The sequence below is a fragment of the Sphaerisporangium sp. NPDC004334 genome (assembly GCF_053602655.1).
This window is the reverse complement of the sequence record NZ_JBSGDZ010000003.1, coordinates 358,366-382,004: the sequence shown is the minus strand read 5'-3', so window position 1 is coordinate 382,004 and position 23,639 is coordinate 358,366. Positions and strand designations below refer to the sequence as shown.

General features: G+C 69.7%; 22 protein-coding genes and 2 pseudogenes. 7 read left to right on the top strand and 17 right to left on the bottom strand.

Going from position 1 to position 23,639, the window contains the following annotated elements; genetic code table 11:
• Positions 1-4: 4 nt before the first annotated feature.
• Positions 5-736 (bottom strand): SDR family NAD(P)-dependent oxidoreductase, encoded by a 732-nt coding sequence (locus ACWEN6_RS05285; RefSeq protein WP_452569063.1) that lies wholly within the window; start codon positions 734-736, stop codon positions 5-7.
• A 173-nt stretch (positions 737-909) separates the two neighbouring features.
• On the opposite strand from ACWEN6_RS05285, the gene ACWEN6_RS05280 reads away from it, so the two are divergent.
• Entirely contained in the window at positions 910-1,773 is an 864-nt protein-coding gene (locus ACWEN6_RS05280) for a helix-turn-helix domain-containing protein (protein ID WP_452569062.1), read from the top strand.
• Between the two features lie 159 nt (positions 1,774-1,932).
• On the opposite strand, the gene ACWEN6_RS05275 is transcribed toward ACWEN6_RS05280, so the two are convergent.
• The 5 genes from ACWEN6_RS05275 to ACWEN6_RS05255 are packed head-to-tail and all read right to left on the bottom strand — an operon-like array spanning position 1,933 to position 9,722.
• Positions 1,933-4,080 carry an alpha-galactosidase gene (locus tag ACWEN6_RS05275; RefSeq protein ID WP_452569061.1) on the bottom strand — a complete coding sequence of 716 codons (2,148 nt, stop codon included), beginning with the start codon at positions 4,078-4,080 and terminating at the stop codon, positions 1,933-1,935.
• A gap of 16 nt (positions 4,081-4,096) precedes the next feature.
• On the bottom strand, positions 4,097-4,960 hold the full coding sequence (locus ACWEN6_RS05270) for a carbohydrate ABC transporter permease (protein ID WP_354836765.1): 864 nt from the start codon (positions 4,958-4,960) through the stop codon (positions 4,097-4,099).
• Positions 4,953-5,873, bottom strand: a complete 921-nt coding sequence (locus ACWEN6_RS05265; RefSeq protein ID WP_380830089.1) for a carbohydrate ABC transporter permease — start codon at positions 5,871-5,873, stop codon at positions 4,953-4,955. The genes ACWEN6_RS05270 and ACWEN6_RS05265 overlap by 8 nt, the downstream gene beginning before the upstream one ends.
• Positions 5,874-5,887: 14 nt before the next feature.
• On the bottom strand, positions 5,888-7,156 hold the full coding sequence (locus ACWEN6_RS05260; protein WP_452569060.1) for an ABC transporter substrate-binding protein: 1,269 nt from the start codon (positions 7,154-7,156) through the stop codon (positions 5,888-5,890).
• Between the two features lie 49 nt (positions 7,157-7,205).
• Positions 7,206-9,722: a glycoside hydrolase family 97 catalytic domain-containing protein gene (locus ACWEN6_RS05255; protein WP_452569059.1), complete on the bottom strand. Its 2,517-nt coding sequence runs from the start codon at positions 9,720-9,722 to the stop codon at positions 7,206-7,208.
• A 503-nt stretch (positions 9,723-10,225) separates the two neighbouring features.
• On the opposite strand from ACWEN6_RS05255, the gene ACWEN6_RS05250 reads away from it, so the two are divergent.
• The 3 genes from ACWEN6_RS05250 to ACWEN6_RS05240 all read left to right on the top strand — a co-directional run bounded on the left by ACWEN6_RS05250 (position 10,226) and on the right by ACWEN6_RS05240 (position 12,510).
• Positions 10,226-10,924, top strand: coding sequence for an endonuclease III domain-containing protein (locus tag ACWEN6_RS05250; protein WP_452569058.1), 699 nt, complete (start codon positions 10,226-10,228; stop codon positions 10,922-10,924).
• 273 nt (positions 10,925-11,197) lie between these two features.
• A complete protein-coding gene (locus tag ACWEN6_RS05245; protein WP_452569057.1) occupies positions 11,198-11,479 on the top strand; it encodes a hypothetical protein in 282 nt (93 codons plus the stop codon).
• Positions 11,480-11,634: 155 nt separating this feature from the next.
• A complete protein-coding gene (locus tag ACWEN6_RS05240; protein WP_452569056.1) occupies positions 11,635-12,510 on the top strand; it encodes an aminoglycoside phosphotransferase family protein in 876 nt (291 codons plus the stop codon).
• Positions 12,511-12,544: 34 nt separating this feature from the next.
• Here ACWEN6_RS05240 and ACWEN6_RS05235 read toward each other — a convergent pair whose 3' ends face one another.
• The 6 genes and pseudogenes from ACWEN6_RS05235 to ACWEN6_RS05210 all read right to left on the bottom strand — a co-directional run.
• Positions 12,545-13,600 (bottom strand): hypothetical protein, encoded by a 1,056-nt coding sequence (locus ACWEN6_RS05235; RefSeq protein ID WP_452569055.1) that lies wholly within the window; start codon positions 13,598-13,600, stop codon positions 12,545-12,547.
• Positions 13,597-14,139: a SigE family RNA polymerase sigma factor gene (locus ACWEN6_RS05230; protein ID WP_452569054.1), complete on the bottom strand. Its 543-nt coding sequence runs from the start codon at positions 14,137-14,139 to the stop codon at positions 13,597-13,599. The genes ACWEN6_RS05235 and ACWEN6_RS05230 overlap by 4 nt, the downstream gene beginning before the upstream one ends.
• Positions 14,140-14,581: 442 nt before the next feature.
• Positions 14,582-15,085: a hypothetical protein gene (locus tag ACWEN6_RS05225; protein WP_452569053.1), complete on the bottom strand. Its 504-nt coding sequence runs from the start codon at positions 15,083-15,085 to the stop codon at positions 14,582-14,584.
• Between the two features lie 68 nt (positions 15,086-15,153).
• Entirely contained in the window at positions 15,154-15,321 is a 168-nt protein-coding gene (locus ACWEN6_RS05220) for a DUF397 domain-containing protein (RefSeq protein WP_452569086.1), read from the bottom strand.
• Between the two features lie 356 nt (positions 15,322-15,677).
• Positions 15,678-16,361, bottom strand: coding sequence for an L-2-amino-thiazoline-4-carboxylic acid hydrolase (locus ACWEN6_RS05215; protein ID WP_452569052.1), 684 nt, complete (start codon positions 16,359-16,361; stop codon positions 15,678-15,680).
• Between the two features lie 538 nt (positions 16,362-16,899).
• Positions 16,900-17,393 (bottom strand): annotated as a pseudogene (locus ACWEN6_RS05210) (transposase family protein); the annotation flags it as partial.
• Between the two features lie 147 nt (positions 17,394-17,540).
• Here ACWEN6_RS05210 and ACWEN6_RS05205 point away from each other — a divergent pair.
• The gene (locus tag ACWEN6_RS05205) at positions 17,541-17,990 is read left to right on the top strand and encodes a hypothetical protein (RefSeq protein ID WP_452569051.1); all 450 of its coding nucleotides are present in this window, start codon (positions 17,541-17,543) and stop codon (positions 17,988-17,990) included.
• 707 nt (positions 17,991-18,697) lie between these two features.
• Here the strand turns inward: ACWEN6_RS05205 and ACWEN6_RS05200 are convergent.
• The 3 genes and pseudogenes from ACWEN6_RS05200 to ACWEN6_RS05190 all read right to left on the bottom strand — a co-directional run bounded on the left by ACWEN6_RS05200 (position 18,698) and on the right by ACWEN6_RS05190 (position 20,349).
• On the bottom strand, positions 18,698-19,165 hold the full coding sequence (locus ACWEN6_RS05200; RefSeq protein WP_452569050.1) for a hypothetical protein: 468 nt from the start codon (positions 19,163-19,165) through the stop codon (positions 18,698-18,700).
• 211 nt (positions 19,166-19,376) lie between these two features.
• A pseudogene (locus ACWEN6_RS05195) lies at positions 19,377-19,760 on the bottom strand (transposase); the annotation flags it as partial.
• Positions 19,761-19,848: 88 nt separating this feature from the next.
• Positions 19,849-20,349, bottom strand: a complete 501-nt coding sequence (locus ACWEN6_RS05190; protein WP_452569049.1) for a DinB family protein — start codon at positions 20,347-20,349, stop codon at positions 19,849-19,851.
• A gap of 109 nt (positions 20,350-20,458) precedes the next feature.
• On the opposite strand from ACWEN6_RS05190, the gene ACWEN6_RS05185 reads away from it, so the two are divergent.
• Positions 20,459-20,587 carry a hypothetical protein gene (locus ACWEN6_RS05185; protein WP_452569048.1) on the top strand — a complete coding sequence of 43 codons (129 nt, stop codon included), beginning with the start codon at positions 20,459-20,461 and terminating at the stop codon, positions 20,585-20,587.
• A 49-nt stretch (positions 20,588-20,636) separates the two neighbouring features.
• Positions 20,637-21,071, top strand: coding sequence for a GNAT family N-acetyltransferase (locus ACWEN6_RS05180; RefSeq protein WP_452569047.1), 435 nt, complete (start codon positions 20,637-20,639; stop codon positions 21,069-21,071).
• 57 nt (positions 21,072-21,128) lie between these two features.
• Here the strand turns inward: ACWEN6_RS05180 and ACWEN6_RS05175 are convergent, their stop codons facing one another.
• Together ACWEN6_RS05175 and ACWEN6_RS05170 are read right to left on the bottom strand one after the other, a co-directional pair.
• A complete protein-coding gene (locus ACWEN6_RS05175; RefSeq protein WP_452569046.1) occupies positions 21,129-22,379 on the bottom strand; it encodes an ATP-grasp domain-containing protein in 1,251 nt (416 codons plus the stop codon).
• 13 nt (positions 22,380-22,392) lie between these two features.
• Positions 22,393-23,637 (bottom strand): MFS transporter, encoded by a 1,245-nt coding sequence (locus ACWEN6_RS05170; protein ID WP_452569045.1) that lies wholly within the window; start codon positions 23,635-23,637, stop codon positions 22,393-22,395.
• Positions 23,638-23,639 lie beyond the last annotated feature (2 nt).

Here is a 23,639-nt window from a genome sequence, read left to right as displayed (position 1 = left end):
CCGGTCACGCGGAGTCCTTGACCGCGCTCCAGCCGCCGTCGACGACGAGGCACGCTCCTGTCACGTACGAGCTCTCCTCGCAGGCGAGGAAGGTCACCGCGGCCGCGACCTCCTCGGGCCGGCCGAAGCGGGCGGCGGCCGTGCCGGCGGCGCTGCGGCGGCGGTCCTCCTGCCCGATGCCGTCCCAGGCGGGGGTGAGGATCGGCCCGGGAAGCACGGTGTTGACCCGCACCTCGGGGCCGTACTCCACGGCGAGCTGGCGGCCCAGCGACACCAGGCCGCCCTTGGCCGCCGCGTAGGCGGGGTGGGACGGCAGGCCCGCGATGGCGTGCACGGAGGAGCTGAGCACCACCGCGCCGCGCGCGTCGCGCAGGAGGCCGACGCAGGCGCCGATCGCCAGGTAGGCCGCCTTGAGGTTGACCGCGATCTGCCGGTCCCAGTCGCTCTCGGCCAGTTCGTGGGCGGGGGCGCGCACCACCACGCTGGCGTTGCTGTGCAGCACGTCCAGCCGGCCGAACTCCTCGCGCGCCGCCTCGGCGACCCGCCGCCAGGCCGCGGAGTCCGCGACGTCGCCGGTGATCGGCAGCACCCCTGGCCGGTCCGGGCCCTGGTCGGCCACGTCGACCGCGATCACCCGCGCGTCCTCGCACAGGAAGCGGTCCACGACCGCGGCGCCGATCCCGGAGGCCGCGCCGGTCACCACGGCGACCTTCCCGGCCAGTAATCCCCGTCCCATGATCTCCATCCCCCAGGTCGTGAGGAGCCCGCCCGGCTGGACGGCCTCCGTGATCGGCCGGGCACGTGTCTCGGGTGGCCGGCGCCACCAGTCAACCGGCGGCGAGGGCCGCGGGGAATGGCGGATGTACGGCACTGCCTGGACGATCCGATGGTCCATGCCATACTGAGCCGATGCCGATCCAGGAGGGGTTCCGCAACCAGCGACTGACCGTCGTCCCGCGCCGCGTCACCGCGGAGGCGCAGGCGCGCCCGGTGACCAGACGCCTTCAGGTCACCGACTGCGGCTACTACCCCAACGCGACCGATCACCTGATGAGACGGCCGAACGGCATCGAGGAGACCATCCTCATCCTGTGCGCGGCGGGCGCGGGGTGGGCGGACGTGGGCGGCGCCCAGTACCGCGTCGGGCCGAACGCGGCCTTGATCATCCCGCGCGGCGCCCCGCACTCCTACGGCGCGTCTTCCGAGACACCCTGGACGATCTGGTGGTGTCACCTCCGGGGCGGCGATCTGGCCGAGCTGGTCGGGGAGATCGGTGTGAGCGCGTCCAGGCCGGTGATCCCCATCCGGCGGCTGGACCGGGCGATCGCCCTGCTCGACGAGATCGTCACCGTCCTCGAACGCGACCACTCGCCGGCCAGCCTGATGGGCGCCGCGGGCGCGGCGTGGAAGCTCCTCACGCAGATCGCGGCCGACCGTGTCATGCCGGCGCCCGGCGACCCTCTGCAGCGGGCCATGGCCTACCTGGCCGAACGGCTCGACGGCACCGTGCGGGTCGCCGACCTGGCGTCACTGGTCGGCGTCTCCCCCTCCCACCTGAGCGCGCTGTTCCGCCGCGCGACCGGCGGCGGCGTGCTGGCCCACCACACGGCGCTCCGCATGGCCCAGGCGCGCAACCTGCTGGACACGACCGACGCGACGGTCGCCGCGATCGCCCGCGAGGTGGGCTACCACGACCCGTTCTACTTCTCCCGCCACTTCAAGCGGCTGCACGAGGCCAGCCCGACGGAATACCGCAACCGCGCCAAGGGCTGAGGCTCCGGACGCGGGCGCGTCCCCGCCCCCTTCTGCTGTCACGGCCGGCCGGCCCGGGACGCGGGTCCGTCTCCGAGCCTGCCGGGCCCCGGTACGGGTCCATCTCCGGCTGGCCAGACCCCGGCGCGGGTCCGTCCCGAAGGCGCCGGTCACGGCCGTTCAGGCGCCGGTCACGCGCAGCAGCACCGACCGGTCGACGTCCAGCGAGGGCGCCTCGACGCCGGCCAGCCGCAGCACCCGGCCGGGCAGGGTGACCCCCTCGCGCTGCCACGGCGGAAGCACGGCGCCCGCCGCGGGCGGCTCCCCCGGGTACACCGCCCGCACGGTGTAGAGCCGGTCGTCGTCCAGCCCGGGCAGCCGGACGCGGCCCGGCGGCCAGGTCGCGGGCCGGGCGACGACGCTGAACGCGTACAGCCCCTCGCTCCGGTCGGCCGCGACGACGCCCTCCAGCCGGAGGGCCGGGTCGGGCAGGTCGGCGTGCACCACCTGGCCCGAGTGCAGCAGGCTCCGGTGCTCCTTGTGGAAGGCGACCCAGCGGGCGAGCCCCGCGCGGGTCGCGTCGTCGGCGGTGAGCAGGTTCACCTCGATGCCGAGATGTCCCCACAGCGCCTTCTCCGCCCGGTAGTCCAGCGGGTGGGCGCGGTGGGTGGTGTGCGACTCCTCGGCGCCGATGTGGGTGCCCTGCATCTCCGGCGGCACCAGCAGGCCCGTCCAGCGCTGGATCTCCAGCCGCTCGTGCGGGTCGTTGCAGTCGCTCGGCCAGACGCGGTCGGCGAACTCGAGGACGCCGAGGTCCACCCGCCCGCCGCCGCTGGCGCACGACTCGATCTCCAGACCGGGGTGGGCGGCCTTGAGCTCGGCCATCAGCCGGTAGACCTGCTCCACCTGCCGCCGCACGCCCGGCCTGCCGTCCGGACCGTGCCCGGCGTCGAGCAGGTAGCGGTTGTGGTCCCACTTGATGTAGGCGATGCCGAGGGCCGCCACCAGCGCGCTCATCCGCTCCAGCACGTGGGCGTAGGCGCCAGGGTGGCCGAGGTCCAGGACGTGCTGGTGCCGGGAGGGCAGGCCGGGGCCGTGCCCGGCGTCGAAGACCCATTCCGGGTGCTCGCGGGCCAGCTCGGAGTCCAGGTTGACCATCTCGGGCTCGAACCAGAGGCCGAAGTCCATGCCCAGTTCGCGGACCCGGGCGGCGAGCGGTTCCAGGCCGTCCGGCCACACCCGCGGGTCGACCGTCCAGTCGCCCAGCGAGCTGGTGTCGTCCCGGCGGCCGAGGAACCAGCCGTCGTCCAGCACGAACCGCTCGGCGCCGACCTCGGCCCCGCGTTCGGCGAGCGCCACCAGGGTCGGAAGGTCGTGCCGGAAGTAGACCGCCTCCCAGGTGTTGAGCACGACCGGCCGTGGTGAGCGGGGGTGCCCGGGCCGCGACCGCAGGTGCCGGTGGAACCGCGCGGCGAGCTCGTCCAGCCCCGTGCCCCACGACCCGTACTGCCACGGGGTCCGGTACCACTCGCCCTGCCCGAGCACCACCTCGCCCGCGAGCAGGATCTCCCCCGCCGCCAGGTGCCTGGTGCCCGCGGGCGTCCGCTCGGCGGCGAGCACCTGGTCGCCGCTCCAGGCGAGATGCGTCGCCCACACCTGGCCGTGCCGGAACCCGAAGCCCTCCTCGCCGGCGACCAGCAGCGTCGTGTGCTCCAGCCCGGGCTTGCCCCCTCGGGAGGCCCGGACCCACTCGCCGACGTGGAACGGGCGGCGCTGCGGCACCCGCTCCAGCGCCCACCGCCCTGTCAGGTCGAGGATCTCCGTCGCCTCGGACGGGACGGGAAGGGCCAGTTCGAGGTGTCCGACCCGGTACGGCGCCGCGGCGTCGTTCCTGAGGCGGGCCCGCTGCCGGACCAGGCCGCTCGCGGCGAGCACCTGGATCTCGATCTCGGCGGCGAGGCCGTACTCGGGGTCGTGCGCGGTGCAGCGCAGCAGCGGCCCGCCGTCCGCCTCGCCGTCCAGGTGGTAGGCCGCGTCCCGGAACTTCGGCGCCCAGCGGCGGCCGCCGTCGTCGCCGGTGAGCCCGGGACGTCCGAGCCAGCCCTCCGCGAGCTGCGGGAGCACCGGCACGGGCTGCGGATAGGTCACCGCGCTGTCGCCGATGGCGGGAAGCGCGGCCCTGCGCAGGTCGGCCAGCACGTCGCCGGTGAGCGGGCCGAGGTCCGGCCCCCAGTGCAGGATGCGCGGGAGCCGGCCCCCGTCCACGGCGACCACCAGGCCGGTGCCCCCGGCTCGCAGATGGACCGGCGTGCGGGTGTCGTCGTTCACTGGGCGTACTCCCCCGTCATCCCTTGAGTCCGCTGCTCGCGATGCCCGCGAAGAACTGCCGTTGCAGCACCAGGAAGACGATCACGAGCGGTATCGAGCACACGAACGCCCCGGCCATCAGCGTCGGGTAGTCCGTGCCGAACTGTCCCTGCAGCCCCGCCAGGCCCACCGGCAGCGGCCGGTTCTCCCCCGAGGGCGAGACGATGAGCGGCCACAGCAGGTCGTTCCACGAGTACAGGCCGGTCAGCACGGCGAGCGCGGCCAGCGTCGGCCTGGCCATCGGCAGCATGACGTGCCAGAACACCTGGAAGGTGTTGGCGCCGTCGAGCCGGGCCGCCTCCTCGTAGTCCTTGGGCATCGTGCGGAACGCCTGGCGCATCAGGAAGGTGCCGAACGCCGAGAACAGGCCGGGGATGGCGAGCGCCGGCAGGGTGTCCAGCAGGTTCAGGCCGCGGATCAGGTCGTACTGGCCGATCAGGAACAGCTGGCTCGGCACCATCAGCATGAGGATGAACAGCCCGAACAGCGGCTCGCGCCCCCGGAAGCGGATGCGGGCGAAGGCGTACCCGGCGAGCGAGGCCACCGCGAGCTGGCCCGCGACCCGCAGCACCAGCGCGCCGGCCGACACGCCGAACATCGACCAGAACGGCACGGTGGAGAAGAACGTCCCGAACGAGCGCAGCGAGAAGGCGTCCGGCAGGACGGTCGGCGGGATCCTGGTCGCCTCGGCGGTGGTCTTGAACACGGTGAGGATCTGCCAGGCGAACGGCACCACCATGACGACGGCCGCGACGATGAGCACGGCGTGGATCGTCCAGGTGGAGGCCGCTCCCCCGCGCCGGCGGCGGCCCGGCCCGGAGCGGGCGGCGGACTCAGCCATAGAACACCCACGATCTCTGGAGGCGGAACTGCAGGGCCGTGGCGATCATGATCACGATGAGCAGCACGACCGCGATGGCGGCGCCATAGCCCTGGTGGAACTGGACGAACGCCTTCTCGTAGAACAGGTACACGATCGTCTTGGAGTCGGCCAGGGCGGTGTTGTTCACCCCGCGCAGCATCACGAAGATCAGGTCGAACATCTGCAGGGCGGCGATCACGCTGAGGATCGTGACGAAGAAGATGCTCGGGGTGAGCAGCGGCACGGTGATGTGGCGGAACTGCCGGACGCGCCCGGCGCCGTCCAGGGCCGAGGCCTCGTAGAGGTCCTTCGGGATGGCCTGCAGCCCGGCGCCCAGGATGATCATGTTGATGCCGAGGCTCATCCAGATGCCGACCGCGCCGAACGCCCAGATGGTGTACCGGGGGTCGGCGACCCAGAACCGGCCCTCGACGCCGAACCACGACAGCACGGTGTTCAGCAGCCCGAAGTCGCCGTTGTAGATGAACCGCCAGACCATGCCGATGGCCACCGGGAGCGTCACCACCGGCAGGAAGAACAGCACGCGGTACACCGCCCGGCCCCGCCCTACCTGCTCGATCAGCGCGGCGAGCACGACGGCGAGCGGGATGCCGAGCAGGATGATCGCGGTGTAGAGGGCGGAGTTGCCGAACGCCTTCCAGAACTCCGGGTCGCCGAGCAGCTCGGTGTAGTTGCCGAGCCCCACGAACGTGGCCGGCCCGAACGCCGGCACGTCCTGGAAGCTCTTGATCACGGTGGACAGGAACGGCCACAGATAAAGGGCGGCCAGGCCCAGCACCGCCGGGGCGATGAAGGCGAACGCCCACCAGCCGCCGGGCTCGCCGACGCCCGCGCGGCGACCGGCCGGCCGCCGCACGGGTGTCGATGTCACAGTCTTGACGGACGTCATTGCTTCGCGAGCACCTTGTCCACGGCGTCCTGGTACTCCTTGGCCGCCTGCTCCACCGGCTTGTCGCCGTTCCACGCGGGGGTCAGGTACTGCGCGGCCAGGCCCTGCCACTCCGAGGCGTTGCCGGCGACCGGCAGCGGGACGCTGTAGTCGATGGCGTCGATGAAGACCTTCAGGTTGAACTCGGGCATCGCGTCGAGCCACGGCTGCTGGGTGCCCTTGTAGGCGGGGAGCACCGTCCCGGTGGCCGCCTGGATCTCGGCCGCCTTGGTACCTCCGAGGAAGGCCAGGAACTTCTTCAGCTCCTCGGGGTGCTTGGACCCCGCGTACCCGGCGTTGCCGATGCCGCTGGTGACGGTGGCGCGCTTGACGCCCTGCGGCAGGGGCGCGACGTCGACCTTGCCCTTGAGCTCGGGGTTGTTGTGCAGGCGGAAGGCCCAGTACGCGCCGGAGAAGTACATGGCGACCTTCTGGTTCTCGAACATCGAGACGGCCTCGGTGTCCGAGAGCTGCTGCAGCGTCGGCGACACGCCCGCCGCCTGCAGGTCGGCCCAGAACTTCAGGCCGGCGACGCCGGCCGGGCTCGCGAAGTCGGAGGCGGTGCCCTCCGGATTGACGATCTGCGCGCCTGCCTGCAGCATCGTGTTGTAGAAGCCGCCCTGCGCGTCGATCGGCGCCGCGATGCCCCACACGCCCTTGGCCTTGTCGGTGAGCTTCTTGGCGGCGTCCTGCACGTCCTGCCAGGTCCAGCTGTCGTCGGGGTGGGCGACCTTGGCCGCGTCGAACAGCGCCTTGTTGTACCAGATGCCGTTGGTGTCGAAGTCCTTGGGCAGCGCGAAGACCTTGCCGTCCAGGGTGTAGGAGTCCGAGACGGCCTTGGGGTAGACGCTCATGTCGATGCCGGCCGACTTCACCGTGCCGGACAGGTCGAGGAGCTGGCCGCCCTTGGCGTACTCGCGGAAGTGGTCGGCGAGCATCCAGAACGCGTCCGGCGCGGTGCCGCCCGCGGCGCCGACCTGGAGCGTCGACCAGTACTCCGTCCACGGCAGCGTCTGGATCTTGACGGTGATGGTGGGGTTGGCCTTCTCGAACTCGGCCGCGATCTGCTTCATCGCGGGCGACTGGTCCTCGCTCCAGTTGGCGTAGGTCAGCGTGACCTTCTCCGTCGATGACGAGGTCGACGCGCCGCCGGACCCGCCCGAACAGGCGGTCAGGACCGTCGCCGCCGCGGCCATCGCCGCGGCGGCCATCCACTTGCGTTTCATGGTGTTCCTCTGATCGTGCTGTGCCCCGGTCGTCGTGACCGGCGCGGTTTCATCGGCTGGTGGATGCGACGCGCAGGGTCGTGTCGACCCAGTCGACGTGGACACCGGTGTCGTCCGGCGTCGCCGTCTCGCTGCGCAGGCAAAGGGTCTGGACGCCCCGGACGTCCACGGTGAACGCCGTGACGGGCTTGCCCGCCTCGACGATGGCGGTGAACAGCTCGCGGCCGTCGCCGAGGACGCCGACCCGGGCGACGCCGGTCGACTCGTCGTCCACGCCGACGGCGCCGGTGAAGGCATCGGCGTGCCCGCCGAGGTGGAAGCGCGCCTCGGAGTACGGCGCGGTGCCGAGGCCGCGCGCGAAGCCCTCGCCGGCCACGCGCATGGGCCGCCCGTCTCCGGGGTTGCCCGCGCCGTTGGACCGGTCGCGTTCGACGGGGCCGTCGTCGTTGACGAAGGCGATCATCGGCAGGTCGGACAGCGCGTGGTCGCCGGGCGTCAGCGGGCGCACGACGCGCACGTGCGCGACGACCGGAACGCCGCCGTCGCCGTCCCGCTCGACCGTCACGACCCCGAGCCGTCCGGGCGCCAGCGAACGATCGGGGCGCACCACCCACCCTTCCGCGCCGTCGCGGTGGGCCGTCCAGCCGGCCGGAAGGCGCAGCCGGGCGCCCGCCTCGGTCGTGATCGTCGCGGTCCCGTCCGGGCCGACCTCGGCGACGGCCGGGTGCGCGGCGGGCGGGGACTGCACGGGCCGCGGCACGGCCCGGAACAGCGGGGTTCCGGCCGGGGCGACGATGGCGACGAAGCCGCCGTCGCGGGCGACCTCCACGTCGATGCCGTCGCCCGCGGTCATGGTGGTCTCCGCCAGCCCGGTGGCCGGCACCTCGCCGGTCGCGGGCGCGGCGTCGCCGACCACCCACACCTGGGCGTCCGCCCCCACCCCGATCAGGTCGAACGGCACGTGCAGGACGCGCGCCTCGCTGGTCGCGATCCCTCCCACGAACCAGCGGTCGCCGGACCGGCGGGCGACGACCGCGTGCTCGTCGGGGTCACCGGTCAGCAGCACCGTCTCCTCCCACCACGGCGCGAGCTCCGCCAGGAACCGGGCCGCGAGGGGCCGGGCCGTGTAGGCGTCGACATGGTCGGCGAAGTGCGTGATCCCGCACTCGAACGCCACCGAGAGCCCGAGTTCGTGGCCGTCGCTCGTCGTGCGGTTCGCCGCGCCGAAGGCGACCGGGGTGGCGTCCATGCCGCCGACGACGTTGCGGGTGAACGGCTGGATCACGTTGTGCGCGGCGGTGAGCGCCTGGTTCTCGAAGAACACGTAGTACTCGGCGCCGCGGATCGCCTCGTACCCGATCACCTGGGGGAACGCGCGCGCCCAGCCGCGCGGGATGACCGAGCCGTGGAAGTTGACCATCAGGCCCAGGCGGGCGGTCTCGGCGAGGATCGTGTCGTACCAGCGGTAGCGGTCCTTGGACTCCGACTCCATGAAGTCGACCTTGATCCCGGCGACGCCCCACGACCGCCAGAGCGCGAGCCTGCGCAGGTCCTCGGGGCTGTTGAGGTCGCGCCAGATGGTCCACAGGTGCACCTGGACGCCCCGGCGGCTCGCGTAGGCGACGATCTCGGGGACCCAGGTCTCCTCCCACCCGCAGTCGATCAGCAGGTGCTCCCAGCCGAGGCTCGCGGCCACGTCCACGAAGTGCTTCTGCTTCTCCAGCTGCGCGCCGGAGTAGAAGTCCGACCACCACGACCAGGCCGCGCGGCCCGGCCGCACCCACGTGGCCTCCTCCAGCTCGGGCGCGGCGGCCTGCGCCAGCTCGTCCACGAACAGCGAGGCCACCAGCCGGGACAGCGTCCCCACCAGGAAGACCCGCCACGGCGTCACCAGGCCTCGGGTGACCTCGACGGCCTCGTCCGCGAGCGCGAAGCGCAGCGTCCGCCCGCCGGCCGTCTCGGGCTCTCCCACCTCGGCGTGCGCGCCGGAGAACCGGCCGTCGATGCCGGACTCGGTGACCAGCAGGTGCCGGGTGGCGTCGAGCCGGGTCAGGAAGGGGAACCCGTAGGCGCCGCTCGGCAGCTCGGCGGCGTCGGCGCCGAAGCGGGGCGTCTCGTACCAGGTCTGGTAGTCCAGCACCCAGCTCCTCGACCCGGCCGGCAGCGTGACGGCGGTGCGGTCGCCGGTCAGGAGGGCGGTGCCGTCCAGGGCGGGCAGCGCGTAGCGGACGGCGACGCCGTCGGGCCCGGTCCGCAGGATCACCTGCCACTCGACGCCGGCCTCGCGGAAGGTGCGGACGGTCTCGTGGTGCTCGTAGTGGTGCTCGCCCACCGCCTTGCCCGAGCGGGCGCGGAACCGGTCGCGGACCGTGCGCTCCACGACGCCCACCGGTTCGGGGTTGAGGCCGAACTCGACGCCGTCCAGCGAGAACCCCAGCGGGATCCCGTCAAGGACCACCTCGCCGTCGCACGCGACGGTCAGCCGCACCCCCGTGTCCGTGAGACGGACCCAGGCGCTCACCGCACCCGGACCCGTCGCGGGGCCGGGACGTACTTCGTCGGTCACGAGGTTCTCCATCACGATGCCGTCCGACTCTCTGCCGTGGCGGATCACCGCCACATATCGATGACGCTGTCGATCACGTCACCGCACGTAACATGGGCTTTCACAGGTACCAGATAGACGATCCGACGGCCCCGGCGGGACGGCGTTCACCTCCGCGTCCCGCGAGCCGACGCTCGCGGGGCCACCGGCCGCTCACTGGTGCGGCCGTTGCGCCCGTTGCGCCCGCTGCGCCATCGGACCTCCGAGGGAACGATCGACATGACTTCCTGGACTTCACCGAGGTACGTCCGTTCAGGTGAGGTAACTATGAGCCCAGCTAGAAGGTCACAGGAATGGTCGAACCGGCGAAGCACCTGGACAATTCGACTATCACGCCCCCCGCACCACATGTGCCGCCATGATCGAATACAGCGGGCGGCGACGAACCGGATCCGACACCGGCCCCGCCGCATGCGCCGCCACGATCATGGGCAGTGCGGAACGACCGGTGAGAAAGGCGGGAGATGACCGAGGCTGATCGCGAGACCATCGAAGAGGTGCTCCGCCGGCTGCGCGCCCGGCAGGGGCCCTTCGTCCCGGGCAAGGCGCTGCCCGTCGTCGACCAGGTGGTGGCCACCGTGCTCTCGCAGGCCACCTCCGACCGCAACTCCGAGCGGGCGTTCGCCACGTTGAAGACCCGCTTCCCGAGCTGGGAGCAGGCCGCCGACGCCCCCGTCGACGAGGTCGCCGACGCGATCAGGTGCGGCGGCATCGCCGACCAGAAGGCCCGGCGCATCCAGCACATCCTGGCCGTCATCGAGGAACGGGAGGGCCGCATCGACCTCGGCCGCCTGGACGATCTCGACGACCAGGCCGTGGAGTCCTACCTCACCTCACTGCCCGGCGTCGGCCCGAAGACGGCCGCCTGTGTGCTGGTCTTCTCGATGGGGCGCCCCGCGTTCCCCGTCGACACCCACGTCCACCGCGTCACCGGCCGGCTCGGCTGGATCCCGCCCGGCACCACCGCCGAGAAGGCGCACCGGCTCCTGGCCCCCCGCGTCCCTCCGGAGATCCGGCACGAACTCCACATCGCCCTGATCGTCCACGGCCGCACCATCTGCCAGTCCCGCCGCCCCCGCTGCGAAACCTGCCCCCTCACCGACCTCTGCGACTACTACGCCACCACCTACACCCCCACCTACGCCCCCACCGCCGAACACTGACGGCTCCCAGGCTGGACGCGGAACCCTCTGTGAACCGGCCGGGTGGAGTTGCGGGCCCGGCAGGTCACGGGGCCCATAGGTCGCGAGCTCAGTAGGTCACCGGCCCGGTAGGCCACGCCCTCGCCGTCGGGACCGCCGCCGTCGAACCACCGCCGTCGAACCACCGCCGTGCCGCGTCCGGGAGCTGACCGCATCTGGACACCTCCTACCAGATCAGGGCAAGGCACCTCGGGTAAGGATGCACGCGTCCGTACCCCCCGGAAGGAGCGCCTGATGAATGCTCTGGTCAAGCGCATGGCCGCCGTCTGCGCCACGGCCATGCTCGCGAGTGCCCTCACCGTCGCGCCCGCCATGGCCATGGACGCCCACTACACCTGCACGAGCGGCAACCGGTTCCTCCTGTCCGACCTGCTGGGCTACTACATCACCGCCAGCGGCTGCACCGGGTCGGGCACCGGCACCTACGGAACCATCACCATCCCGTCCGGCAGCTACTTCTGCCAGAACGTGACCTACTTCCCGACCATCGACTACGCCAACGGCCAACACTGCTGAGCCCACCACGCCAGGTGAGCCGACCGGACCCGTCCGAAAATCGGATGTCGTCCGCACCACTCCGCGCGTAGGCTTCCTGTCCGGCGGGGCGCGGACCCCGCTCGTCCCGCTCCCGGACGCACCACCGTCGTACAGAAACGGCACCAGGTCTGACCGTGATCGACATAACCGCCGACCTCGTACGCGCCCTGGTCGCCGATCAGTTCCCCGAGTGGAGCGACCTGCCGGTCGAGCCGGTGGCCCGCCAGGGCTGGGACAACCGGACCTTCCGGCTCGGTGACCGGCTGGCCGTGCGCCTGCCCAGCGCCGAAGGCTACGTCGCCGCCGTCGAGAAGGAGAACCGCTGCCTGCCCGTCCTGGCCCCGCATCTCCCCCTGCCCGTGCCTGCGGTGGTCGCGGCGGGACGTCCGGCGGCCGGGTATCCGTTCCCCTGGTCGGTACGGCGCTGGCTGCCCGGAGGCACCGTCGAGGGGGCCACCGACCTCGACCGATCTGATCTGGCACGGGACCTCGGAGGCTTCCTGACCGCGCTGAGGCACGTCCCTGCGGACCACGGGCCGGCGGCCGGGCGGCACTCCTACTTCCGGGGCTGTCACCTCAGCGCCTACGGCGACCAGGTCGAGCACGCCCTGGACCGGCTCAAGGGAGTGGTCGACGTGGCCGCCTGTGAGGCCGTCTGGGCGAGCGCGCTGACCTCCGCCTGGCCGCACCCACCCGTCTGGTTCCACGGGGACGTGGCCGTCGGCAACCTGCTCACCACGGGCGGGAGGCTGTCGGCGGTCATCGACTTCGGCACCTGCGGGGTCGGCGACCCCGCGTGTGACCTCGTCATGGCCTGGACGTACTTCACCGGTGACGAGCGGAAGATCTTCCGCAAGGCGGCCGGCCTGTCCGACGATGCCTGGAGGCGCGCACGCGGATGGGCGCTGTGGAAGGCGCTGGTGACCATGGCCGGCCTGTCCAGCCCCGACCCCGACGCCTTCCAGGCCCGCGTCCTCCCCCACGTACTGGACGATCCGGTCATCGAATGACCTCCGCCGCCGCACGTCCGTGACTCTTGACGATCTACCGGCGGCGCCAGAGGCCGACCGACCACCGGACCGGGCGGTTCGGCGCCTCGGGCGACATACTGAGCTTCACGGTGAGGGTCGCCTTCCTTCCCTTCGGTACCTCCAGCTCGGCCAGCGCCATCGGGAACGGCCCGCTCGTCCACACGGCGCACGTGCCCCGCGAGGCGAGGCGGCCGTTCACCTGGATCGTGAACCACAGTCGTGGGGCCACGTCCCCGGTGCAGATCTGGTCGATGCCGAGCGGCTTTCCATCGCCGAACACGTCGAACGCCAGTGACCTGTCCCGCGGCCAGGTGCCCGTCCGGGAGTCGGCTAGCCGGTAGCCCCGCAGCGCGGGCAGGGCCCGCGGCGCCGGCGGCTCGATCGGGCGCTCGGGCGGCGCCCACTCGTACACGGCCAGCGAGAAGGCGACCTTCCCGTTCTCCGGCGGCACACAGGAGCCCTTCGCCACAACGCAGCCCCCCAGCCGGTCGACCAGCTCGAAGGAGACCCTGATCCGCTCGCCGGCGCCCCCGGGCACGGTCAGCGGCGCCAAAAGCCTGCCCTTCCCGCACGGCAGGAGGTCCCAGGGGGCCGCGGACACCGGCTTGCCGCCGATACGGATCCGCACCCCCATACTTGATCGGACGCCCCCGGAGCAGGCCGCCGCGACGTCCAGCGGCCCGCCCGTGACCGGCACCATCACGGTGGCCTTCCTGGAGCCGCCGGCCGCGACGGCCGCCACGGCCAGGCGCCGGTACTCGGCGCCGTCGGCGGCGGTGAACGCCTCAGGCAGCGGATCCGGTCGCTGCGCGGGACCAGCCCCCTGCGTAGACGTCCGGCCTGGCGACGGGGCGACCGCCACCGCGTCGGGACCCGGCTGGGCACGCCCCGGCAGGAAGACCAGGCTCAGCACCGCGACCGCGCTCAACGCCGCGCCCGCGGCAACCGCGCGTCTGCGCCGCCGTATCCTGCGGATGCGTGCCTGGACCTGCTCGTTCCGGACGGGGTTGGCGGGGGCCGGGCCTTCACCATGGGAGCGCAGGACGTCCCGCAGATCTTGTACGGTCATCGGTACAACTCCTTCACGACCGAGTCGTCCACGCGCAGCTTGGCCAGCGCCTTGGCCGTCTGGCTCTTGACGGTGCCGGTTTCGCAGTCCATCAGCCGCGCCACCTCGGCCACCGGCAGGTCCTCGTAGAAGCGCAGCACCACCACGGCACGCTGCCGGGCGGGCAGCCGTCCCACGGCCCGCCAGAGCGCCTCGCGCTCGGCGAGATCGCCGGCCCCCTCCGGGGCGGGCATGTCGGGAAAGTCGTCGCGGGGCACCTCCCGCCGCCACCGCCTGCGCCACCACGAGGTGTAGGTGGTGACCAGCACCCTGCGCACGTACGCCTCGGGCTCCTCCACGCCCGGCCAGGCGAACCACGCCTTGGCCAGGGACTCCTGCAGCAGGTCCTCCGCCACCCCCCAGTCGCGGGTCAGCAGGTAGGCCGTACGTAACAGCCGGTCGGACCTCGCCACCACGAAATCCTCATACAACGCCCGATCGGCCACCCGCATCCTCCCGCCCACCGGCACCCCGACCACGTCACCCGGAGGCCACCTCATCCACCCTGTCCTCCGTGGTGACGCATCGATCCCCGAACCGGGTTGCCCCGCCCATGACCACATCGGCTCATGGAGCGGATGTGATCGGCGGCCACCACCTGTTGCGTGACTCTGAAAGCGAGAACGTCGGCCTGTGCTCTACGGATGCCGACGTCAGACCCACAACCGAACTGCCCGCACTGAATGGAGAGCTCATAAGCACAGGTGGACCGTATGTGGACAGCGAGCCGTCACGACACATGAAACGCAAAAGCCGGGCTACCCCCTGCGGAGGTCAACCCGGCTTCACTTCATGCCCCCAAGGGGGACCTGCGCTATTTGAACGACCATCGACATCGACCGGTCCAGCCCAATATCAGCGCTGCGAGCCGTCCTGCGGCACCTGCAATCCGCCGGACCTGCAAAGTGGCAGGTTGCGGACGGCGAAGGCGATCGCGAATGCTCACTCGCTTTGTACATCTCGGGTCAAGGCACCTCGGCGCCCGGTGATGAGACCCGCCGCCATTCCGAGACCGCAGACCAGCAGGGGCCAGCCGTATGGACGACGCGGTTCCCAGTCGTCGAGAACGATCGCCATTCCGGACACCAGGACGCACGCGGTGGCGAACCACGTGAGACCACGGCCCACGGCCCGACTACGCACGCCCTTGAGCAGTATGAAGAGAATGACGGCCAACATCACGCCTGGTCCGGCAAGCTCCACGTAGTAGACGACCTGCCTGACGTCGTACGACTGCGCCTCCACGACGGGAGTCAGGGGAAGTCCGACGAGCAGGGTGGCGATCGACACGGGGAAGGCCATCAGCAACATCAGCACAAATCCGTAGGCGGAGTCCCCCAGCAGACCTTCCATGGTCACCCAGGTGAGCACCCCCACCGCTGCCAGGTAGCACAGAAGGGCCGCCATCTCGGGCAACGCGAGCCTCTCACCTGCGCTGTCAAGCATAAGCGCCTTTCGAACGGAGTAGGAGGCGCGCGCACCCATGGATGGGACAAGCGCCGAGAATCGCGAGACTACCCCGTCCGATCCGCCCAGCCATTTTTGATGCCGCCGATGAACGCCCTCCAGACAACAGGCCTGAAGGCGATCACCGGCCCCGCCGTATACTTCGAGTCGCGCACGAGGCGAAGTTCGCCCCCCTCTTCGTTCTGCAGCGCAGCCCCCTCCGGCGCCAGAGACATCAAGCCCGAACGGATGACGGAGCGGGCGTACGCCTCGGACTGCAACAGCCCATGAATCAGAGCCGGAAGCCGAGGGCGGATGAGGGCTGCAGATCATCAGCGCACTGGCCAAAGAATGGGGCACCATCCACCAAGGTCCGAACGTGACCCTCTGGTGCGACATAGCCATCGCCCGGTCCTCCTCGCCACCAGGTCATCAGACCAGAGATCCCGCAGCGCGCTGACGCATGCCCGCTGTCAGTCGGTGCGGTCGCGATCATGTGCGGGCGCCAGCCTTCTCCACTGGGCGCAAGGCGCTGACGACGGCCGCTCGCTCTTCCTCGGGCGGAGATCGAAAAAGAGCGAGTAGCCGGGCGTCAGTCCTCAGCCGGGGTGTCGGTGCGGCGGAACCGGAACGGGCAGTTCTGGCCGCCGGTGCCGATGGTGGTGGGTCGGTCGAACGCGAAGCCATGGCGCTCGGGGTCGATGACGTCGATCCAGTTGGCGTCGAAGGCGCAGAACACCGGAGTGAGATGCGCGGCGCCGTTGGCGGACAGGACGTCGTGGTAGTAACAGCGTTCCACCTGGGCGACGTAGTGACCGTCATCGTCCCGTGGATGGGTGAAGGTGAACCCGGCGCCGAAGGCGTACCGCTCCCGCAGCCTGCTGATGTCCACCATCGCGGCGAACGGGTCGGCGGCGGCGTCCAGCGCGGCGGCGGTCGCCTGCTGAACGGTGGCCCGCATGGGCTCGACGAAGGCCGTTCGCAGCAGCGCATGCAGCTCGTCGTCACGGTACTGCGGTGCGAGTTCCTGGTAGCCGGCCAGCACGGCCAGGCTGAGCGCGAGATTGAAGGCGGATGCCTCGTCGATGACACGGTGCCGCTGGTCGGCGAGCAGCCGCTCGTGCTTCGCACGCAGCCGCGCGATCAGGTCGTCTTGCCCGGTGACGGCATCGGACAACGCCGCGAAGAACGCGTCGATGAGCATCCGGGTCTCGGCGGCCGGGTCGGGCTGATAGCCGGCCGCCGACGGCCGGGTGTCGGAGACGTGGTCGGACATGGGTTCTCCTGGTCGAGTCGGGTCCGGTCATGGACCCGACGACGCAGAACCACCCGTGCTGTACGCGGGGGATGCGGCCGGGCCCATGACAAGACGGGCTCGGCCAGCGCACCCACCGACCACCACGGCGCTGACCTGTCGATCAATTGACCGCATCATGATCGCGCCCGATCCCGGCGAAGTCAACCAGAGCCCCGCTTCCGGCCCGATCGATCCAGCCGCCGCCCGGTCCACTTGATCGATGCACGCTTCGTCCGCCGGTTGGAACGCCCGGCCGATACCGAGAAGCACGGAGTACCGGCGCCAACCGCTGCACGCCCCGCGCGGCATTTATGGTATACGCACCGTTTGCACTAAATATTCCAATATGTAAATGACGTTACAGCACCGCACGTTTCGCGCATCTCAGCCCAACGCGATCCATACTGATTACATGATGGCCATCTGCGAAACGGGCAATCGCCTACTTGACGCGCCCTTCAATAGATCGCTGAATCCCACTCCCAATTTGTGGGCATTCTGGCCGGGTTCGCCTTTCTGCAACAGCACTCTCACCGATAGCTCGGATCGGGCATGGGCCCCGTTGATGTCCTGCTGCCCACGCGACAACCAAGGCCGCTGGCGGTGCCGCTTGAACGGCGTCCGGATCGTGCCGCGCGCACCTTGATAGCCCTTGTCCGCAAAGGTCTTCACGCCTGCGCTGGCCAAGGCGTGGATCAGGCCGACCGTCCGAGCGGCGGTGATGTCGTGAACGGAGCCTGGCAGCGCAGGTCAGGCCCACACCAGCCAGACCGCGGGATCGGCCAGCAGTTGCATGTTCATCCCGTCCTGCTTGTGCTTCCCGCTGTAGTGCGGCCGTTCATCGGCGAGGCGGTCGATGGGGATAAGGGTGCCGTCGAGGAGGGTGTGAGCCAGTCGGGATGCGCGCTCGACGGCGGCGTGCACGTCGTCCGCCAGCGCAACGCGGATGAGTTCGGCCAGGCGCATCAGGGTGTGGTTGGACAGTGGCATCGAGGCACGGTAAGACAGCAACGAGGCTCCCGGTTGGGCATCGGATCTTGGTCGCTGCCGTCTTATCGGGAGCCTTCTCTCATCCCGCTACGCTCTCCGTGAAGCCATGGTGACCAGAGCCACCAGGTATGGAAGCGCTCTGTAATAGATGCTGCCTGGAGACCTGTGATGATGAACGTCTCGTTGCTGACGATGCTCCGGTCGGGTCGCTTCGGTCCTGTTGAGTTGGGGGCATCGCGCAAGTTCATCAGGGACGTGTTCGGCGAGCCTGACGATTATGCGGTCATGTCGAAGAGACGGCCGCACTTCCAAGATATTTGGGTGTTCGGTGACATCGAGTTCCACTTCGACCAGTCGACTGATCAGGTCTGGCTGATCTATACGGATACTTTCGAGATTCCGGCTGGTGGCGGGGCCTTCAGTCTCGATCCGTGGGTTCTCCGCTGGAACAGACCCCTTGAAGATGTGTGCGCGGCTCTCGATGATGCGGATGTCGGCTGGGAGTTTGACCCTAATCCGCCGCCGGACGTTGTCGGGGTGCTGACGAGTGGGGGAGTGCAGTTGGGGTTCCCGCGCAACCAGGGGTTGCAAGCCATCAGCCTGTGCCAGCGGCCGTAGAGAGGCACCCGTCAGCGTGGCTCCCGGTTGAGGCATGGGATCTTGGTCGACTGCTGTCATCGGGAGCTTCCTCTCAACCGCCACCACTCTCCGTGTGAAGCCATGAGGACCAGGGCAGCCAGATTGGAATGAGCTCAATCTTCTCGATCTACCGCTCGGAGTATTGGAGAAGTCCGCCGCGTCGGCCACGACCCGGGGGTCACACAACGCTGCGAGCCGAGTCGATCGGGGTCGATCACGTCGATCGGGTTGGCGTCGAAGGCGCAGAATGCCGCGTAGGCGTTGATTCAACGTACGGGACGAACCGGAAGCCGAGGGCGGACGAAGGCTGCAGATCATCAGCGCACTGGCCAAAGAATGGGGCACGATCCACCACGGTCTGAACGCGACCCTCTGGTGCAACCTAGCCATCGTCCGGTGCTCGTCGCCACCAGGTCAGCAAGACAGAGACCCCGCAGCGTGCTGACGGCTTCGGTTGCCGGTCCCAGCGAGCAACGGCGACCAGCGCGAGCCGATGTGCCGCGCCGGCCCGGCCCGCAGTTGGCCGGAGGCCACAGGGCGAACCCCCGGAGAAGACCCGCCCTGAGCCGGAGCGCCCCATGCACGGAGGTGGGGGACGCTACTCAGAAGTGCATCCATAACGGTAGCTCGCAAAGGAAGCCGGACGCCTCCCTTATCGCCGATAGCCTGAACAGAATCACAATCAACTAGATTTTCAGGGATATATCCTCCTTTACCGCACTATCGAGGAGTCCATCTTCATCGAAGTGCAGCAAGACGCCCGACCCAATCACCTGCCACCACGTTTGATCCCACACATAGGGCTGCGTTTCCAGAATTTCCTCGCCGCGGTCATGCAACGCCGCGAGCAGGTCACTGCGGCGCGGAGTAGGAAGTCTTATCGACCCGTAGGGGCCGGGCGGAAAATCCACGAATCCCCGCTGGGCTCTATTGCCATATACCAGACAACCGCGCTGCGCGTTTTGGAAAATCTGAATGTCCGCGAAAGCGTATATCTCTTCTTCCGACGCTGAAGTCTCTGTGTCTAGGGCACCGAGAACGCGGAATGCTTTCGCCACGGGGTCCCCGACTCTGAGATCCCCGAGAGCACCCGTACTGGCGAAATCGACGATCTCTTTCATAAGCATTTGACCCACTATTTTACGATAGTTCATCGATCAAGCCCTCAAGGCCCTTTATTTCTTTACTGTCCGGATGATTATCACGGAGATATTCAAGTGCTCTCTTCGCCGTCTGCAGGGCTTTCTTCCTGAATGCGGGATCATCGAATGCCAGGCGGACGATGGCCAACTGCTGCTTCGAGGCAGGTTTGGTGCTGAAGGTCGACCTGAGAACAAGCTCACCTTCTTCGTCCACCGACACGCCGATTCTGCCTGCGGTGCCGGTGTACCGGCGCTGCACGCCGATCGTGCCGATGCCCTTGTTCACATCGCCGGTCTCCTCGACCACCAGCACCGTCCGCTCGTCTTGCAGGTGCTCCACTACCTATCCACGCACTTGGTCGCGGACGGCGTCGGCGTCCCACTTGGACCGGCTGAGCAGGTGCTGCATGGCATCCCGGGTGGAATCCCCGGCCCACTCGGCGATCGTCCAGCAGTTCTTGCGCGGCAGGTCCGACAGGAGCCCGAGCACCGATCGCCGGACCCGGCGCCGGGGCTCGACCCGCTTGAACCGGCCCGCCATCCGGCCCATCAGGCATTCGAATGCATCCTGCCATCGAGCGGGGTCTACGTTGTGACCTGCGGCCACCGCGTGATTTTCAGTCTTCGATGATCAACGATGGCCGTACTGGTGTCGTCAGCAGGCCCCTGCCCCAGGTCGAGCTTGCGGAGGAGCGCTATATACCGCGGCTGCCGTCGAGACTCTCGCGAATGATGTCCGCATGACCGGCGTGCCGGGCCGTCTCCTCGATCATGTGAAGCAGGACCCAACGCAGGTTCCGGTCCGCCAGGGCGGGCAGACTGCACGGATCCTCCAGTGACATGCCCGCGACGATCTCCCGCGAGATGGCCACCTGCTCCTCGAAGAAGGCCGTCCAGTGCTTCACCGTGTCCCGCTCGTCAACACGGAAGTCTTCGTCTCTCCAGCCCTGGACCTCTGCTTGGGTCCACTCGCCGGGAAGTGCCCGCCCCGCAACGACGATCTGAAACCACCTGCGCTCCCAAAGGGCCGAGTGTTTGAGCAGGCCCAGCAAGGACAATGCGCTCACCGTCGGAGTCATGCGGGCATCCGTGTCAGAGACACCTTCGACCTTCCGAAGCAGATCGGCGCGCTGCTTGTCGAGAAAGCCGCAAAGGGCCTCCCGCTCGGTAGAGGTCGAGAACTGGTCGATTGCCATGTCCAGACGCTAACGGTTCACACAGGGGCAGCTCCCCGACCGGTGCTGCTGCGTAGCCATCCAGCATGAAGATCACGCTCTACAGCTGGAGTTTTCGTCCACCCGCGCGGTGAGCGAGCTGGTCACCAACTCGCTCGGACACGCGCGTTCAGGAGAGGCCGGCGGTACGGTCACCGTGACCATCCGCTCGTCGGACACGGCGATTCGCATCGAGGTCCACGTGGTTCACCGGCGCTGACCGGTGCGGATGATGGTTCCTGGCAAGCGGCCACCTTAAGCTGGCCCGCGTGAGAATACGCCTCAGGACCCTGGAGGATGGGGACGCCTGTGTCGAGGCACTCGCCCAGGTCCAGGCCGCCGACCGCTATCCGGTGGAGTGGCCCGACGACCCGTGGGGCTGGCTCACGCCGGTCGATCTGACAGCGGCCTGGATGGCGATCGAGACAGGCGCCGTGCTCGGCCACGTGGGTCTCACCCACGACGCGGAGATCACCCGCCTGTTCGTGACCCCGGCGGCACGTGGACGCGGCCTGGCCGGTCGTCTCCTCGACACGGTCCGCGCCGCAGCGGGACGCCCGCTCAAGCTGGAGGTCTCCTCGGAGGGCGAGGCGGCCATCGCGTTCTACGAACGGTCCGGCTGGCGCAGAGTCGGCAGCAGCCGCGCCGACTGGACCAACGCAGCCGGCGAACCGGCTCTCCTCCACCACTACATCAGCCCATAAGACGGTCCGGCCCGTACGGCCATGGCGACGGTCGGTGGGACCGGACGGACCCGCTGGTCAGGGCGCGTAGGCCTCGATGGGGTTCGACCGGGTGAGTGACGCCGCGAACTCGGCGAGGGTTCGCGGTGCGATCACTCCGTGGGCGTGGGCGATGGCGGTCAGCGCTTTGAGCGCGGCTTCCGCGTCGTCCGCGGCCAGGAGCATCTTCCACTGGGTGGAACCGTCGTGGTAGGTCACTCCCTCGACCGAGCGGACACCGGTGATCGCGGCGATCTCGTCCCGGCGCGCGGCGTCCATGGCGATCAGGGGGACCTCGGCGACGAACTCCGGACGGCGCTGCCTCGGCCTGGTGCCGGTCGCCAGCGCCGTGTAGGTGTTCACTCCAGAGATCGCGATCGACAGGTTCGTCATGCCGGACACGCGGGGGTTCACCTCGATGACGTGGAACCGCCCGCGCCACCACATCAGCTCGAACTCGGCGCTGCCGCACAGTTCCAGGGCCGCGGCGGCGGCTTGCACGCGGCCGCGTAACAGGTCCGGCGCGTACCGCGCGTCGGTCACGGGGCCGAACCGTATGTGGTTGAACGGGACGAGGTCCTCTCCGTGCCCGATGCACTTGCGGACCAGCGGCTGGCACCAGTAGACGCCGTCGCGTCCCACGACCTCGATGCCGAACAGTTCGCCGGCGAGGTACTCCTCGACGATGGTGTCCACCTCCGGCGGATCGTCCGCGAGCCAGCGTTCGACGTCGGCAGGACGCTCGAACTTCCGGATGCCCTGGGCCATCGAGTCCCAGACCGGCTTGCACACCACGGGGTAGGACAGCGACCGGAGCTGAAGGCCCAGGTAGTCGCGGTAGGCGTCGTAGGTGACACCGCGCCGGCGCAGCAGGTCGCCGGAGATCAGGAAACCCGGCGCCACCCCGAGGCCGAGCTGCCGCACGACGCGTCGCGTCTCCCACTTGTTGCTCAGCGCGTGGGTCGCGTCGAGGGGGTGCATGACGACATCCGTCCCCTCGCCCTCGTGGAGCAAGGCCCGCACGCAACTGTCCCGCAGCGCCTTGTCGTCGGGTACGGAGATCGAGACGACCCGGTCCGGCCGCCACGCCGCGAGGGCGGCGGCGATGTCGCCCGCGGAGCTCGCGGCGGGCAGCCTGACCACCCCGCCGAGCCCGGGGTCGCAGGCCGGCTCGTCGTCGACGAGGAACACGGCGACCTCGTCTCCCGCCGCGCGCAGCCGGGCCACGGCCTCGTGGAGGCTCGGGAACGCCTGACGGACGTCCACCGAGCGCAGGAACGCCACTCGCATCTTGGGTCCTCCTTCAGGTTTCGGCGGAGACGCGTTCCGGGGCGGTCCGCGCGCCGCGTCGCGCGCCGCCGTACGCCGCCACCGCCAGAGCGCCGATCAGGGCGACGAGCAGGAATCCGTAGCGCGGGCCGGTGAGGTCCATCAGCGCTCCGGCGCTCTGCGCCAGGACGGTCTGCAGGAGCAGGCCCGCGAGGTTGCCGAGCGCTATGACGCGACCGAGGTACTCCACCGGCACCACCGCCATGACCTCGGAGTACAGCACAATGCGGGTCGCGGCGGCGCTGAAGCCGGCGAGCACGGTGAAGCCGATGGCCACCCCCACGGAGGCGTTCGCGACCATCGCCAGCCCGTACACGCCGAGCGCGACCAGCCCGGCCGACACCACGGCCGAAGACCGCACGCGCCGGGTCAGCCTGACCATGGCGACGCCGGCGGCGCACGCGCCGACGCCCCAGGCCATGTCGATGACGCCGTAGTCGACGGATGTCGCGCCGAGGTCGGTCTTGACGTAGCCGGGCAGCGCGGCCGCGAAGACGCCGGCGACGACGAACGGCGAGAACAGCACGAGGGAGAGGACCAGGACCCTCGGATTCTCCCGCAGGTAGGAGAACCCGGACCGGAAGGTCCGGGCGAACGACTCGCCCTCACCGGTGTCCGCGGCGGGCCGCTCGGGCATCCGGACCAGGCCGAGGATCCCGATGCCGATCACGAAGGCGACGACGCTCGCCACGAGGATCGGGTTGAAGCCGACGCTCCGGTACACCAGACCGGCGACGGCCCCGGAGGAGAACAGTCCGACCTGCATGGAGACCTCGGCGGCCGAGTTGACCCCCACCGTGCCGTCGCCGTCCGCCAGTTGCCGGATGATCGCCTTGGAGGCGGGGAAGTAGAGGTTCCACCCGATGCCGTTGTTCAGGGCGAGGATGAACGCGAACACCGGGTGGAACCCGAAGGCCGAGAACAGGGCCAGTGGCAGCGCGATCAGGGCGATCCGTACGACATGCGAGGCCAGCGCGACGGACTTCGGCCGGAACCGGTCCACGACCGTTCCCGCCACGATGGAGACCAGTACGCCGCTCACCGTGTTCACGGACGCGGCGCCGGCCACCAGGCTGTTGCTGTGACTCTCGCTGAACACGTACCAGGCGCTGGCCGAGAGCACCATGCCCGCGCCGAACTGGGTGATGACGTCGGAGAGGATGAACAGGCGGATGCCGGCCCTGCGGCTCTGTGCCCGCACCAGGGGAGATGGCGCCATGG